The 15554-nt window shown below is 64.7% G+C and carries 12 protein-coding genes; 2 read left to right on the top strand and 10 right to left on the bottom strand.

The features are described 5' to 3' along the window. On the top strand, positions 1-1917 hold a 1917-nt coding region (locus Q0331_RS08965; protein WP_298076023.1), incomplete at its 5' end, for an ATP-binding cassette domain-containing protein. Here the strand turns inward: Q0331_RS08965 and Q0331_RS08960 are convergent. The 8 genes from Q0331_RS08960 to gatC form a co-directional block, all read right to left on the bottom strand. Continuing rightward, positions 1918-3396, bottom strand: coding sequence for a DoxX family protein (locus Q0331_RS08960; protein WP_298076022.1), 1479 nt, complete (start codon positions 3394-3396; stop codon positions 1918-1920). Between the two features lie 214 nt (positions 3397-3610). Then, positions 3611-5128 (bottom strand): Asp-tRNA(Asn)/Glu-tRNA(Gln) amidotransferase subunit GatB, encoded by a 1518-nt coding sequence (gatB, locus tag Q0331_RS08955; RefSeq protein ID WP_298076021.1) that lies wholly within the window; start codon positions 5126-5128, stop codon positions 3611-3613. A gap of 171 nt (positions 5129-5299) precedes the next feature. After that, positions 5300-6574, bottom strand: a complete 1275-nt coding sequence (locus Q0331_RS08950; RefSeq protein WP_298076020.1) for an HNH endonuclease signature motif containing protein — start codon at positions 6572-6574, stop codon at positions 5300-5302. Between the two features lie 280 nt (positions 6575-6854). After that, positions 6855-7883, bottom strand: a complete 1029-nt coding sequence (locus Q0331_RS08945) for an ATP-dependent 6-phosphofructokinase (RefSeq protein ID WP_298076019.1) — start codon at positions 7881-7883, stop codon at positions 6855-6857. A 118-nt stretch (positions 7884-8001) separates the two neighbouring features. Next, on the bottom strand, positions 8002-9390 hold the full coding sequence (locus tag Q0331_RS08940; protein WP_298076018.1) for a DHA2 family efflux MFS transporter permease subunit: 1389 nt from the start codon (positions 9388-9390) through the stop codon (positions 8002-8004). Next, positions 9391-10074: an NUDIX hydrolase gene (locus tag Q0331_RS08935; RefSeq protein ID WP_298076017.1), complete on the bottom strand. Its 684-nt coding sequence runs from the start codon at positions 10072-10074 to the stop codon at positions 9391-9393. A 108-nt stretch (positions 10075-10182) separates the two neighbouring features. Next, the gene (gene gatA, locus Q0331_RS08930) at positions 10183-11685 is read right to left on the bottom strand and encodes an Asp-tRNA(Asn)/Glu-tRNA(Gln) amidotransferase subunit GatA (protein ID WP_298076016.1); all 1503 of its coding nucleotides are present in this window, start codon (positions 11683-11685) and stop codon (positions 10183-10185) included. A 246-nt stretch (positions 11686-11931) separates the two neighbouring features. Next, on the bottom strand, positions 11932-12237 hold the full coding sequence (gatC, locus tag Q0331_RS08925; protein ID WP_298076015.1) for an Asp-tRNA(Asn)/Glu-tRNA(Gln) amidotransferase subunit GatC: 306 nt from the start codon (positions 12235-12237) through the stop codon (positions 11932-11934). Between the two features lie 63 nt (positions 12238-12300). Here gatC and Q0331_RS08920 point away from each other — a divergent pair, with 63 nt between their 5' ends. Beyond that, positions 12301-12972 (top strand): amino acid-binding ACT domain protein, encoded by a 672-nt coding sequence (locus Q0331_RS08920; RefSeq protein WP_298076014.1) that lies wholly within the window; start codon positions 12301-12303, stop codon positions 12970-12972. 113 nt (positions 12973-13085) lie between these two features. On the opposite strand, the gene ilvA is transcribed toward Q0331_RS08920, so the two are convergent. Further along, on the bottom strand, positions 13086-14789 hold the full coding sequence (ilvA, locus tag Q0331_RS08915; protein WP_298076013.1) for a threonine ammonia-lyase, biosynthetic: 1704 nt from the start codon (positions 14787-14789) through the stop codon (positions 13086-13088). A gap of 240 nt (positions 14790-15029) precedes the next feature. Then, on the bottom strand, positions 15030-15554 hold a 525-nt coding region (locus Q0331_RS08910; protein WP_298076012.1), incomplete at its 5' end, for a cation:dicarboxylate symporter family transporter.

Raw genomic sequence — 15554 nt, 5'->3', positions numbered from 1 at the left:
TCCAGCGCGGCCGCACCCGCGGGTAGGGATTCCAGCGCGGCCGCACCCGCGGGTGAGGATTCCGCCAGCGCGGAGGCGGAGCGGATTCTGCTGGAACAGTCGATCCCTACCCTGGAGTCTGTGGTGGATCTCGGTTTGGGGCACCTGAGCCTGGATCGCGCCACCTCCACTTTGTCGGCGGGTGAGCTGCAGCGGCTGCGGTTGGCGTCTCAGCTGCGGTCGGGACTTTTCGGAGTGGCATACGTTTTGGACGAGCCGTCCGCGGGTCTGCACCCCGAGGAGCGCCGCGCAGTAATGCGGCTGATCCGAGGATTCCTTGACGCGGGCAACAGTGTCCTGTTGGTCGAACACGACATGCACCTGGTTGCGGAGGCTGACTGGATCGTCGACGTCGGCTCGGGCGCAGGCGAGCACGGCGGGGAGATCCTCTACTCCGGCCCGGTCAAGTCCCAGAACCCGACCAGACTCCGGGACCCGAACGCCTCCCAAGCTGAGAGTTGCTGCCCGACCCCATCCCAAGGCTCAGCGACCACTGCTGCCCTGAAAGCAAACCAACATCCAGTTGTACCCCAGAGCCGAGTGACAGCCCGATACCAGGCAGCAGACGCCAGCCCTGCCGCAAAATCCAGCGCAGGCGCAAATGCAACCCCAGTAGGGGACGCAGCCCCAGCCGGGGGTTCCAGCCCGGCCGGCGCTGGTATGGGTACCGCTGACCGCCCTAGCACTAGCCGCTGCTCTGATACCGACAGTGCCGGCGGTACCGGTGGCGCGGGCGGCCCAGACGTCGCCGGCAGCGAGGGCCTGGCGGGAATTGACTGCCCCACCGGCCGAGCCCTCGCCGCCGGGCCGCTGAAACTGACCACCGACGCCGAAGCGCGCACCCCCTCCGGCACACTCAGCCTCACGGACATCAACGAGCGCACCCTGAACAGCCTCGACGTGAAATTCGGCCTCGGCACGTTTACCGCGATCACGGGAGTCTCGGGCTCCGGCAAGTCCACGCTCCTGCACACGCTGGCCAACTCACTGCGCGAACAAGTGAAGACGACGGTCGACGACGGAGACGTGGCGTCAAAAAGTAAGGGCTCCGCAGATAAAGCAACGGCCAAACTCAGCGCAGACCTCAACTCAGACATTGCCATCAACCGGTTGGTGCAGATCTCACAGAAGCCCATCGGCCGAACCCCCAGATCTTGCCTCGCAACCTACACCGGGCTATTCGACCGCGTGCGGAAGCTCTTCGCACAGACCGACGAAGCGAAGCGGCGGGGCTGGACCGTTTCCCGGTTCTCGTACAACGTCACCCAAGGACGCTGCCCCACCTGCAGCGGAGAAGGGCAAATTGAAGTCGAGCTAGTGTTCCTGCCCGGCAGCTACACTCCCTGCCCCGACTGTCACGGCGCGCGTTACAACGCTGAAACGCTGGAAGTCACCTGGAACGGGCGGACAATCGCGGACGTGCTGGAATTGACCGTCGCTGAGGCGCGGGAGGTCTTCGCCGATGAAGATGCAATCGCCCGAGCTCTGCGGGCTCTGTCGGCGGTGGGGTTGGATTACCTCCGGCTCGGCCAGCCGGCCACGGAGCTTTCCGGCGGCGAGGCCCAGCGAATCAAGTTGGCCACGGAACTGCAGCGGGCTCAGCGGGGGCACACTGTGTACCTCATGGATGAGCCGACCACCGGCCTGCACCCCGCGGACGTGGATTTGCTTGTGACGGTGCTCCAGCGGTTGGTTGACAGCGGGAACACTGTGGTGGTCGTGGAGCATGACATGCGAGTTGCCGCGCAGGCGGATCGGGTGCTCGAAATGGGGCCGGGAGCCGGCGCGCGGGGCGGTCGGGTTGTCGCAGACGGAAGCCCCGCCGCGGTGGCTCAGACGGACACCGCGACGGGGCGAGTATTGGCGGAAAGAAGCTAGCTAATTGAACGGGTTGCCTCCGCCCACGCCGAGCCACAGTCCGGCGGTAGCCGCTGCTGCGACTAGGAAGAAGATCCAAGCGGACGCCAACGGTCGGGTTGCCCATCCCCTGCTGCGGTCGAGGCTGATCCGGCCGGGGCCGAGGAAGATGAGGCTTATTGACGCCACCGTCAGCGCCGCCCACATTTGGACGTGAGGGCTCAGGCCGTATGGCCATAGGGTTCCTTGGAAGCTGTCGAGGTTGTGGAATGCCATGAAACCGCCGACGACTGTGGCGAGTGCCGCGCCGAAAGGTGTGACGAGGCCGAGGAGCAGTAGCCCGCCGGCGACAACCTCCGCGACGGGGATGCCGATGGCGAGGATGTCGGTGAAGTTGTAGTTGCCCAGTTGGCTCTGGAATACGTCGACGCCCGGGTCTCCGCCAAAGGCGAACAGCGTCTGCAGGCCGCGTACCAGCAGGTACGCGCCCAGCACTGCGCGCAGGATGAACAGTCCGAAGCTGGTGGTGCCTCGCTTAACTTCCGCTACTGCACCGGCACCCGCGCCGGCAGCCCCAGCATCCGCGGCCGTGTCGGCCCCGGCGGCCGTGCCAGCGCCGCCAATCTCAGAATCATGAGCCACACCCGCCGCGTCACGGTCAGTGCCCGCGCCCGCGCCAGTCACACCAGCACCAGCAACCCCAGCATCCGCGGCCGTGTCGGCCCCGGCGGCCGTGCCAGCGCCGCCAATCTCAGAATCATGAGCCACACCCGCCGCGTCACGGTCAGTGCCCGCGCCCGCGCCCGCGCCGGTCTTCGCATTTCGGCTGAAGGCCTGATCGTTGGTTGAAGTGGTGGGCCGCTCCGCCGGGTTGGCGTCATCAACCTTGCCCCAACGGTCGGACGCGCCACTGGCCGCGCCCTCCTCAGCGCGAGCGCCAGCGGGCTGGGAGGAATCCAGCTTCGACAGATCCACTTCCGGCTCCGGCGGGCGGCTCTCAATGCGCTGCGGACGCGCCCGGCCCAGCACCGCGTAGATATCCCGCTTGGCGGGCTTCTGCTCTACGGGAGTTTCAGCCTCTGGAGCTTCAGTCCCTGGAATTTCAGCCGAAGCGTCGGCGGATGTGCCCGTCGACGCACGCTCCGAACCAGTGTCCTTGTTCGGAGCGCCCTCAGCCGCCACAGCAGCCGCGGAGGCCGACTCGGTCGGCTCTGACGTTTTCGCCGACTTCGCCTCTCCCCCGGAAGCCTTCCCCCTCTCTGGAGCTTCGAGCTTGGCATCCTCTGCTGCTGACGATTCCACGGTTTCCTCGCCGACAGTCTCTTCGCCAGACTTGTCAATTTTGGTCGCCTTGGCGGGAGGTGTGGCGTCCGCGGGCTTCTGCGCGTCCCGACGGTAGACGGGCACGTCGATGTCGTTATTCAGGTCATCCGCCAGATCATCCGCGGAGTTGCCGAACAAAGCGTCGTCTGGACTGTTGGGCTTCGCGTTGTTATTCACGCACTCCAGACTATTCTGACCAGCGCGATTTGCGCGGGAGGTCACTCGGCATGTCTTCGATGGCATACTCCATCGGCTGTGTGCCTGCCGAGTTTCCGCGCACCTTTCGACTCCGACGGTCCGGCATTTCCGGCGAGCCCGGCGGGTCCGACTTTTCCAACGTCCCCGGCTACGGCAGCGCTTCGTCTCCGCCACCCATTGGGCTCGGGCGCTGCTAGCTGAGCTTCTTAGCGATCAGTTGGTTGACCTGCGCGGGGTCTGCCTTGCCCTTGGTGGCCTTCATGACGGCGCCGACAATCGCACCGGTGACCTTCTTGTTGCCCGCGCGATACTTTTCGACGATGTCCGGGTTTGCGGCCAGAGCCTCGTCGACTGCCGCTTCGATGGCGCCGTCATCGCGCACAACTTCCAGGCCGCGCGCTGCGACGACCTCGTCGACGTCGCCTTCGCCCGCCAGCACTCCGTCGACTGCTTGACGTGCAAGCTTGGTGGTGAGCTTGCCTTCGTTTACTAGTGACGCCACCCGCGCCACCTGAGTCGGCGTGATGTCGAGACCGGAAAGCTCTACACCTTGTTCATTTGCCTTGCCTGCGAGGTAGGAGACCCACCAGGAGCGAGCTTCGTCGGGCTTGGCGCCTGCTTCGACGGTGTCGACCACTAGATCCAGGGCGCCGGCGTTGACGAGGTCGCGCATTTCCTCGTCCTTCAGGCCCCATTCTTCCTGGATGCGGGCGCGACGGATCCACGGCATTTCCGGCAGGGTGGCGCGGATCTCTTCGACCCACTCGGCGGGGGCGAGTACGGGCGGCAGGTCCGGGTCGTTGAAGTAGCGGTAGTCCGCCATGGTTTCCTTCGGACGTCCCTTGGAGGTGGTGCCGTCGGTTTCCTGGTAGTGGCGGGTTTCCTGAACGATCTCTACGTCGTTAACGAGGCAGGCTGCTTGGCGCTGCATTTCAAAGCGCACGGCTTGCTCGACGGACTTCAGAGAGTTGATGTTCTTCGTTTCGGTGCGCGTGCCGTATTCGGTGGTGCCGACGGGGCGCAGGGACAGGTTGGAGTCCACGCGCATGGAGCCCTGGTCCATGCGTGCGTCGGATACGCCGAGTGCCTTGACGAGGTCGCGCAGTGCGGAGACGTATGCCTTCGCAACTTCCGGTGCGCGTTCGCCGGCGCCTTCGATCGGCTTGGTCACAATTTCAATCAGTGGCACGCCTGCGCGGTTGCAGTCCACCAGGGATGCGGTGGCTCCATGGATGCGGCCGTCTGCGCCGCCGAGGTGGGTCAGCTTGCCGGTGTCTTCTTCCATGTGGGCGCGTTCGATCTCCACGCGCCATTCGGTGCCGTCTTCCAATACGACGTCCAGGTATCCGTCGTAGGCGATGGGCTCGTCGTACTGGGAGATCTGGTAGTTTTTCGGCTGGTCTGGGTAGAAGTAGTTCTTGCGTGCGAAGCGGGACTTCGGAGCAATCTCGCAGTTCAGCGCCAGGCCGATCTTGATGGCCCACTCCACGCCTAGCTTGTTTACGACGGGCAGCGCGCCTGGCAGGCCGAGGCTGCATGGGTCGACGTTGCTGTTTGGTGCGTCGCCGAATTCCGCGGAGGACGTGGAGAACATCTTCGTCTTCGTGGCGAGTTCGACGTGAACTTCCATGCCCATTACCGGGTCGAAGCGCTCCAGCACTTCGTCGAAGTCCATCACATCATCGGAGTAATCGTAGACAGGCGCAGTCATGCCAGCCATCTTAATACGTCCCCGTGGCTGTGTGGCGTTAGGGTCGCTGGGCGCCCGCGGCCGTGCCTCCGCGCACCTTTTTCGGGCACCCCGGCACCTCCCAACGCGTCAGCACCGCCGCCGCGTCAACGCAGCCGCGACTCCGCGCACCTCTCACGCATTTCAGCGTCCCTAGTCCTTCCATCCACGATGTCCGTCTGATCCCCGCTCCCCGCGTCCCGGCGGTCTCGGCGGTTCCGGCGGTTCCCCGCGTCCCGGCGGGCTCGGCGGCAGCCAGGTGACGCGCCCGCCTTCGCGCGCCATCCGCCCGCGGCCGCGTTGCCCGTTCACGCCATTGTGATACGGACACAAAAGCGTCATGTTTTCGGGGTTTGTTTCTCCGCCTTTCGCAAATTCCTGCAGGTGGTGTACTTGGCATTCACTCGCCGGACGCCCACATCCCGGCCAGGCGCACCGCGTCGTTTCGGCTTCCAGCATTCGGCGCTGTTTTGATGACGCCAACCGCTTCGCCCTGTACAAATTCACCGGCCCTCGCTCCGGGGCTATCAGCGTGATGCAATCTCCATCCTTCAGCGTCACGCCCGCCGTCCCTGCCGCGTCGACCACACCGCCTCCGCGCCATTTGTCAAAAGCCTCAGCTTGAGCAGCAATATCAGGCGTAAGCGTCGGCGTCACCGCTGCGTCGGCGACTAAGGCGTCGGCGACTAAGGCGTCGACGATTGAAGCGTCGGCGTTTGGGACCTCTGCAATTGGCGTGGATAGCTGGCGGGGAAAACCGGCGTCTTCTAGGCGACGAGCGACGTATTCCGCCCCGGTGAGTACGGCACCGTTGGTGGCCCGCAGCTCAATCTCATCCCCTTGGCCTCTGAGAACCTGCACGTATTCATCCAAGCTGACCACGACATTGGTGGTCAGCGTGCTGCGTTGAATGGTGCGATTCTCCGTGAGCCACGCCAGTGGATCCAGGCGTGCGGACTCCCATATCTCCGACATGCGGTGCGACGGCCCCGTGAACTGGATGGTGGTCTTCGTGCCGTGCATGATCCGGCGTCCTCCGTCGTCGGGCACCCGCGGCCCCTGCATTTCGCGCCGCAGTTGCGTCGCCCGGCGCGAAATGGCCGCATAATCTCCAGCGGTATTGCATAGCGCTTCGGTAAACACATAACGCTGCCTGATCCCCAGTGCCCGAGCTCGCTCGGCAATCAGTATCAGCACATCCAGGCCGTGCCCGTTGCGTTGGGCGGCTTCTAGCGCCCGCTTCTTGTATCGCGAGTATGCCGCCCCGGAGAAGTGTTCCGCGGCCCGCGCCACGCTCCGCGCATATTCGCGTTCCAGCGGCAACTGTTCGGCGGGCGTGCCAATGGCTTCTGTCAGCAGCTCCACGCCATGGCGCTGCGCGTCCGCTACTTGACGCTTGAGCTCCGCGAGCTGCTGCAACTTTTCCATGCCCCGAACGCTAAACCATGCGCAAGATTTCTGCCCCTCCCCGCTCAACCGCCTGTGGATAACTTGCCCCCTTCGTAAGCGTTTTCCACAGGCTTTTCAATTCCCCCTTGACAATTCTCCGCCAGGCGTGCTGTACCGCATTTCAGCACCGCCCGGCGCTGGCTTAACGTCGGCCACACAGCGCGCCCTACCTGTGGCGCTTGGCTCTGTCGCTATTGCGCCGCGCCAGGCTGCTCGCGCGCCTCCGCCGCCCTGCGGCTCGCGGCGTCCGCGGCGTCCGCTAGCCGAACAGCGAGCGCGCCGTTTCATAGCGCCTCTCAGGAACTTCCTTCAGCGTGCCGACTGCCTCTTCAAAGTCGATCAGCTCGATGCTGCCGCCCTTGAGCGCTACTACCTTGCCAAACTCCCCCCGGATGGCGGCCTTGGTGGCATTCACAGCAAACCGAGTTGCCAGCACGCGGTCAAACGCGGTGGGAGTTCCGCCGCGCTGGATGTGTCCCAGCACGGTGGAACGCACGTCGGTATCCAGGCGGCTTTCGATTTCCTTGGCAATCAGCGCGGACATGTCTTGGAACTTCTCGTGGCCGAACTGGTCCACTTCGCGCTCGGCGACGTCCAGGGTGCCTTCCTTCGGCAGTGCGCCTTCGGCGACAACGATGATGCCGTACTTCTCCCCCAGCTGGAATCGGCGGGCCATGCGGCGGCAGACGTCGTCGATGTCGAAAGGGAACTCCGGGATCAGGATTTCGTGAGCTCCGCCGGCCATGCCCGCGTGTAGCGCGATCCAGCCGACGTGGCGGCCCATGACTTCCACGATCATCACGCGGTCGTGTGATTCGGCGGTGGTGTGCAGGCGGTCGATGGCGTCGGTGGCGACGGCGACGGCGGTATCAAAGCCGAAGGTGTAGTCGGTTCCGTTGACGTCATTGTCGATGGTCTTCGGCACGCCGATGACTGGCACGCCGTTGTCGTGCAGGAAGCGCGCGCCCTTCAGAGTGCCTTCGCCGCCGATGGGGATCAACGCGTCGATGCCCGCGTCCGCGAGGTTGGCTTTAACGCGGTCGATGCCGGCCATGAAGTCGTCGGGGTGCAGGCGTCCGGTGCCGAGGATGGTGCCTCCGCGGCGTAGGATCCGGTCGATGAAATCATCGTCGTAGAGTTGCACGCGGCGGTCTTCCAGCAGTCCCTGCCAGCCGTCTTCGAATCCGACGACGGTATGGCCTTCCCCGGCCGCTGTCCGTACGATGCCTCGGATGACGGCGTTCAATCCTGGGCAGTCTCCACCACTGGTCAAGGTCGCAATACGCATGTTTTAAAGTTTAGCGATACCCCGCGGGATCTGCCGGGCGGGATTATTTCGCGACGGTTTCGGGGGTTTTGCTGGCCTCTACTGGTTTTCCGGTCTTTATTGTCTTTATGATTGACGCCTACTCGTCTCCGCGACTGACCTCTGGCCGAGCCATTCCGGAGGCCACTGCGCCGAGCATCAGCATGATCACCGCGGGCAGCAGGGAGTCGCCGAAGGCCTGGGGGCCGACTACGCTGACGCGCGCTTGGACGACTGCGGCGATAACGGCGGCTCCGGTGACGGCGCCGAGCTGGCGGGTGGCGTTGTACGTTCCAGAGCCGGCGCCGGCGAACTGGGGAGGCAGGTCGCGCAGGGTGGTGGTGGAGTTCGGGGCCCAGACGAAGGAGTTTCCGAATCCGAGTATCACGAACGCCCCGATCATCATCCAAAGTGGCCGTTCTGGCCGCATGGAGAACACCAGCGCGGCTACGCCTACGGCCATCAGGCAGAACCCGAGGACGGCGAAGCGGCGGGGTTCGTAGCGGTCGACCAGCCGGCCGACGAACGGCGCCATAATTCCAGCGATGATGGCCATGGGGGTCACAACAAACGATGCCTTCATCGGGCTGAAGAGGTGGACTTCCTGCAGGTACATCATCACTGGCACCATCATGCCGGCGACGGTAAACCCCATGGTGAAGATGGATGCGTTGCCGAATGCGAAGTGGCGGCGTGTGAACAGGGAGATCGGAACCAGCGCGCTGTCGGCGGATAGGCGGGATTGCAGCCAGACGAAGGCCACCAGCAGCGCCACGCCTCCGAACAGCAATCCCCAGATCCACGGCGCCCAGCCGGCGGGGTCGCCTTCTTGGATGCCGTAGATCACCATCGTCATCGCCACCATGGAAAGCAGGATCGACGGCACGTTGATGCGTTCGTCGGTCGGCTGGAACCGCGGTACCCAGCGGGCGACCATCACCACGGACAGCACGCCGATGGGCACGTTGATGAAAAATACCCACTGCCAGGTTGCGTATTGGGTGATGAATCCTCCGAGAAGCGGCCCGGCGAGAGTGGAGATTCCCGCCGTGGCGCCCCAGATGCCCAGTGCTGCCCCGCGCTTGTCGCGCGGGAAGATGCGGTTGATCACGCTCATGGTCTGGGGCGTCAATAAAGATCCGCCAATACCTTGCACGGCGCGGGCGGCAATAAGCGTTTCGATGCTGCCGGCCAGTCCGCAGGCAAGTGACGAGAGCGTGAAGATCGTCATTCCCGCGATGTATAGGTTCTTCGGGCCGAAGCGGTCGCCGAGCCGGCCGGTGACCATCAGAGGCACCGCGAACGCCAACAGGTAGGCGCTGGTGACCCACAGCACTTGGCCGTAGTCGGCGTGCAGGTCGGCTTGGAATGCGGGCGTGGCGACGGCGACGATCGTTTGATCCAGCAGGATCATGAAGAAGCCGATGCACAGCGCCACGAGGGCGCGCCATGCCTGCGGAAGTGGAAGCGGCAGCGCGGGGTATTTCACTTAAAGGGAGTCTACTGCTGCCCGGATGGCGGGCAAACTGGCCTTAAACTCCGGCATCAGTGGTAGCTCTTCCAGCTGGTCGATGGGTTGCCACAGTAGTTCCAGTGACTCGGCTGTCGGGTGCAGTTCCAGGTGTTCGGAGCAGGTGGCCAGGACGGTGGTGTACGTCCACTCGTTGATTTCCGGGTTTTCGTATTGCCACCAGAATGTGCCGCCGAGTCCGAAGATTCCGTGGGCGTCTAGCGATGCGTCGAGGCTGGGGTGTCGGACTGGGAAGTCCTGCAGGGCCTTCCGAGGGTCTCCGCTGCGTTCGACGATTTTCTCGATGTCGGCAAAGAGGTGCCACTCGTCGTCGCGGACGGGCAGGCGGCAGTACGCAACCTCGACGGGCACGGTGGAGGTGACGATTTCTCGGTGTACCTTTACCGATGACGCCCCCACGCCTGTCTCTTCCCATGTTTCGCGGAGGGCGCCGTCGGCGGGTGATTCGCCGACGTCGATGGCGCCGCCGGGCAGAGCCCAGGTGCCGCCGCGGTTGGTCCACTTTGCGCGGTGCTGCATCAGCACGTGGCGGTCGTCGGTGACGAGGAACAGCCCCGCCGCGCCGAGGACTCCCCAACGTCGGGACCCGTCGGGGTCTTCGACGAAGCCGTCGCCTGTGTAAAGTTCGGGAATTTTACCCATGTCCCCCACCATACGCGGATCCGTGGCCTCCGCCGCGGGTCGTCCGGGCCTGACCATTTCTGCACGCCTGCCACGGATGCGCTCGCCGAGGTCTCCGTCTCGGGCTGGCTAGGCGCGGCCGGTCTCGAAGGCCGCGCCGACTCGGTACAGGCGGTCGTCGCCGTGCGCCGGGCCCATGATCTGCAGGCCGGTCGGCAGGCCGGAGTCGCTGGCGAAACCACCGGGCACGGACATGCCGCACACGCCCGCCAGGTTCAACGGCAGCGTGAACAGGTCGAACATGTACATTGCCAGCGGGTCATCGACCTTCTCGCCCAGCTTGAAAGCAGTGGACGGCGTCACGGGCGCGACGATCGCGTCGACCTGCTCGTAGGCCTTGGCGAAGTCCTGGGAGATCAGGTTGCGTACGCGCTGAGCCTGCAGGTAGTAGGCGTCGTAGTAGCCGACGGACAGGGCGTAGGTGCCCAGCATGATGCGGCGCTTGACCTCCGGGCCGAAGCCTTCGGCGCGGGTCATGCTCATCACCTGGTCGGCGGAACGGGTGCCGTCGTCTCCGCGGCGCTGGCCGTAGCGCATGCCGTCGAAGCGGGCCAGATTGGAGCTGACCTCACACGGCAGGATCAGGTAGTAGGCGTTCAGCGCGTGGTCGAAGTTCGGGCAGTCGACCTCCACCAGCTCAGCCCCCTGGGACTTCAGCTGCTCCAGGTTGGCGTGATAGGTCTCCAGCACGCCCGGCTGGAAGGCCTCGGCCCGCTCAAACTGCTTAACCACACCCAGCTTCACGCCGCTCAAGTCTCCGGAGGCGCCCTGCTTCGCAGCCTCGACAACCGGCGCGACGGCGTGGGAGGAGGAGGTCGAGTCGTTGGCGTCATGCCCCGCAATAACCTCGTGCAGCAGCGCGGTATCCAGGACCGTGCGCGCCGTCGGGCCACCCTGGTCCAGCGAGGAGGCGCAGGCCACCAGGCCGTAACGGGAAACGGTGCCGTAGGTCGGCTTCACACCGACGGTGTTGGTCAGCGCGGCGGGCTGGCGGATGGAGCCACCCGTGTCCGTACCGATAGCCAGCGGAGCCATGCCGGCGGCCAGCGCCGCCGACGAGCCACCGCCGGAGCCGCCTGGCGTGCGCTCCAGGTCGTAGGGATTCTTCGTGGGGCCGTAGGCGGAGTTCTCGGTGGAGGAGCCCATGGCGAACTCGTCCATGTTCGTCTTGCCTAGGATCGGGATGCCGGCGGCGCGCAGACGCATGGTGACGGTCGCGTCGTAGGGGCTCATGTAGCCTTCCAGCATCTTGGAGGCACACGTGGTCGGCGCGTCGGTGGTGGTGAAGACGTCCTTCAGCGCCAGCGGCACGCCGGCCAGCTTGCTGGTCGGCTGGTCACCGGCGGCCAGTGCGTCGTCAACGTTGGAGGCCGCCGCCAGCGCCTCATCGGCGCCGACGTGCAGGAATGCGTGGATATCGCTGTCGATCTCACCGATGCGATCCAGGTGGGCCTGGGTAACTTCCTGGGAGCTGATCTCGCGCGCGTGGATCTTCTCCGCCAGTTCCGCGGCGGTCCAGGTGGTGTAGTCCGAGTCGTCCCGGGAACCGACGATGTACTTGTTCTCAGCCATGAGTGTTCCTACAGTTCCTTCGTTCTTTAAGTTCTTTAAACTCTTTGATTCTTTAAAGCTTAAGTCTTTGACGCTTATCTTTAGCCTTTGTGACGCCACCCGCCGCAACTGTGCCGAAGCCCCAGCGACACTACCGACGGCCTTACCCTGTGGTGCCCGTCAGCGACCAGCAGTGCCTGTAGGCGCCCAGCGGTGTCTGCCGGCGCCCGCCAGCTGCTCCGTCGAGGTGGTTCGTTTGGTGCCGGCCTAGTCCGCGAGGATCTGCGGCACCTCGAAGCGCTGCTCGCTCTGCTTCGGCGCCTGGTTCAGGGCCTGCTCTGCGGTGAGGCTCGGGACGACCACATCTTCACGCATCACGGCTACGTCGCCGTCAACGTTCTGAGTGGGGTGGCTCAGCGGCTCGACACCTTCGGTGTCTACCTTCCTGATCGCGGCCACGTGATCGACGATCCCGTCGATCTGAGCTGCGTATTCATCCAATTCCTGCTCCCCCAGGTCCAGGCGAGCCAGGCGGGCCAGGTGGGCAACATCTTCGCGCGAAATCTCAGACATGGGTTCTACTCTAGCCAAGGCAAGTAACCCCCGTGGACTTCAGGTGGCGCTAGTATCGGTGCCATGTCTTTCCTTATGCGTGTGCGTATGCCCGATACCCCCGGCTCCCTTGGTCTGCTGGCCATGGCGCTGGGAACTGTCGGCGGTGACATTCGCGGTGTGGATATCGTCGGCCGGGCGGAACAGGATGAGCCCGACTTTGTCATGGACGACATTGTCGTCTCCCTGCCGTCTGGGCATCTGCCCGACAGCCTGATCACGGCCACACAGGAGCTCGACGGTTTCTACGTCGACTCGATTCGCCCCTTCACAGGTTCTATCGACCGACGTGGCCAGATTCAGATGCTGTCCGGGGTGGCGGAGAAGCGGCGTCACAAAGAAAAGGCGCTAGAGATCATGATGCAGGACCTGCCGCGCTCCATGACGGCAGGCTGGGCGGTCGTGCTGGATACGTTGCCGCGGACTCACCGGGTGGCGGCTTCCCCTGCCGCGCCGGAAGACAACGGGAAGGAGCTGGATCACCCGCCGCTGGACGAGGCGCGCGTGCTGAACCCAGAGCGCGAGGATTGGATTCCCGAGAACTGGGTGGTGATGGATTCTGCGCTGGCGGGCACCCCGATCGAGGGCACGAGCCTGCTGCTGATTATTGGGCGCCCGGGTGGGCCGGACTTCCTGCTCAGTGAAGTTGAGCATTTGCGCCAGCTCGGCTCGATCTTCGGCGCGTTCTTCAGCTAGCGCTAGCGCTGCGTTATGCCGCGCGCCAGTGTGCTGTAGCTCCGCGGTCAGCGTTCCGGCGCCCGCGAACCGCTGCCCCGCGCGCTCGGCGCCCGTCCGCTTTTCGGCGCCTATTACTCGGCGCTGATGAAGAAGTCGTAGGCCGGGCTGTCCGTCACGTCCGTGGCGTGATAGCCGAGCTGCTGCAGGTGCTCCTGGAACTCTGCGTCGCCGGAGACGTCCTCGAACGCCGCCAGCACGCGGCCGTGGTCCATGCCGAAGCTGCGGTAGTGGAAACCGGTGATGTTCCAGCGGGTTCCCAGGACTTCCAGGAAGTGCAGCAGGGCTCCCGGGTTTTCGGGGAACTCGAAGCTGTAGGCGGTTTCATCGACGTGCTGGCCGGGGGTGCCGCCGATCATGTAGCGGACGTGTTCCTTGGCCACGTCGTCGTCAGACAGGTCGACCACGCCGTAGCCTGCCTCGTGGAGGTCTTCGGCGATGGCCTTGCGCTCGTCTTCGCCGTTCTTGAGCTTGACGCCCACGAAAATGCGGGCGGGCTTTTCCCCGTCGCGCTGGCCGACTCGGTAGCTGAATTCTGTGACGGCACGGTGGCCGAGGATTTTGCAGAACTCGAGGAAGGCTCCCTCGCGTTCGGGGATGCTCACGCCGAAGATGCCTTCGCCGCCCTCGCCGATTTCCGCGCGTTCGGAGACGTAGCGCAGGGAGTGGAAGTTCACGTTCGCGCCGGAGAGGACGTGTGCAAGGGTTTCCCCTTCGACCTGGTGGGTGGCGGCGTAACGCTTCAGGCCTGCCAGGGCGACGGCGCCGGCTGGCTCGGCGATGGCGCGAGTGTCGTCGAAGATGTCCTTGATGGCAGCGCTGATCTCATCCGAGCTGACCGTGATGACGTCGTCGAGGTATTCGCGGCACACTCGGAAGGTTTCGCTGCCGATCTGCTTGACGGCCACGCCTTCTGCGAAGAGGCTGACGTGATCGAGAGCCACGGGGTGTCCGGCGGCTAGCGCATGGGTGAGGCAGGCGGATTCTTCGGGCTCCACGCCGATGACCTGGATGTTGGGGTCTAGTTCTTTGAGAAGCACGGAGATTCCGGCGGCCAGTCCGCCGCCGCCGACCTGCACGAAGACGCGGTCGACGTCGGGGCGGGATTGGAAGATTTCCAGCCCGGCGGTGCCTTGGCCGGCGATGACGGCTTCGTCGTCGAAGGGTGCGACCCAGACCATGCCTTCTACTTCGGATAGTTCCATGGCCTTGGCTTTGGCTTCGTCGAAGTTCGCGCCGTGCAGCAGCACTTCCCCGCCGAAGCTGCGGACGGCATCGATTTTGATGCTGGGGGTCACTTCCGGCATGACGATGACGGTGCGGATGCCGAGTTCCGTGCCGGAGAGCGCTACGCCCTGGGCGTGGTTGCCGGCGGAGGCGGCGACGACTCCGCGGGCGCGCTCTTCGTCCGTGAGCTGGGACATGCGGTTGAATGCACCGCGGATCTTGAAGCTGTGCACGGGCTGCAGGTCTTCGCGCTTGACCAACACTTCGTTGCCGATGCGCTTGGACAGCGTTTCCATGTTCTCGAGTGGCGTGTTCGTGGCCACGCGGTAGACGGGGGCAGAGACGATCTTCTTCAGATACTCTGCGCCGGAGATGGCCTCCGTGCCTGCGGTGGAATCAGCACCGGCGGTGGCTCCTGCACCAAACGTGGTTCCAGCACCGGCGGTGGTTGCAGCTGCGGTGGTCTCCGTGCCGGCGTTTTCTTCCGTGTTTGGGACTTGCCCTGCCGGGGCGTTTTCCTCGCTTACGGGACGTGAAGCTTCATGTGACATGCGCTTCAGTATAGCCCTGCCGGTGATCCCTCTTACGCGGCAGTCCCCTGCTGCCGCGCCGGACACGGACAGCGGTCGGACATGCCCAGCGCCCACTGCGCGCTTGCCCGAGCCGCGGTCCCGCCACCTACCCTGGCTGCGGTCTCCGCCGCCCGGCGGCCACCGTCAGCGGTCGGACATGCCCAGCGCCCACTGCGCGCTTGCCCGGGCTGCAATCTCCGCAAACCGCCCGTCGCCAGGCTATTGCTGACGGTAGTCGTCTAGGTTGACCTGCGGGGTTGGCTGCAGGTGTGCCGTGGCCGGGTTCTTCACCGACGGGTATTTGAGGTCGACGTTGTGGTCGTCCCCGGCATCCACGTACGGATCTTCACCGTTCAGCACGCGCTTGACCTGCTCCTTGTCGACGGTGTGTGTCCACTTGCCGACCAGCAGGGTGGCCACGGCGTTGCCGGAGAAGTTGGTCAGCGCACGAGCTTCGGACATGAAGCGGTCGATGCCGACGATGATGTCCACGCCGCCCAGCAGCTCCGGGCGATGGGACTGTAGGCCGGCTGCCAGCGTGGCGATGCCTGCGCCGGACACGCCCGCCGCTCCCTTGGAGGCGATGATCATGAACACCAGCAGGCTGATCTGGTCGCCAAGTCCCATGTGGACGTTCATGGCGTCCGAGATGAAGATGGCGGCCATCGTCAGGTAAATGGCAGTGCCGTCCAGGTTGAAGGAGTAGCCCGTCGGCACGACGATGCCGACCGTGGACTTGTCCAC

The organism is uncultured Corynebacterium sp., assembly GCF_937999985.1.
Lineage (GTDB): Bacteria > Actinomycetota > Actinomycetes > Mycobacteriales > Mycobacteriaceae > Corynebacterium.
This window is presented reverse-complemented; position numbering and strand designations above follow the sequence as displayed.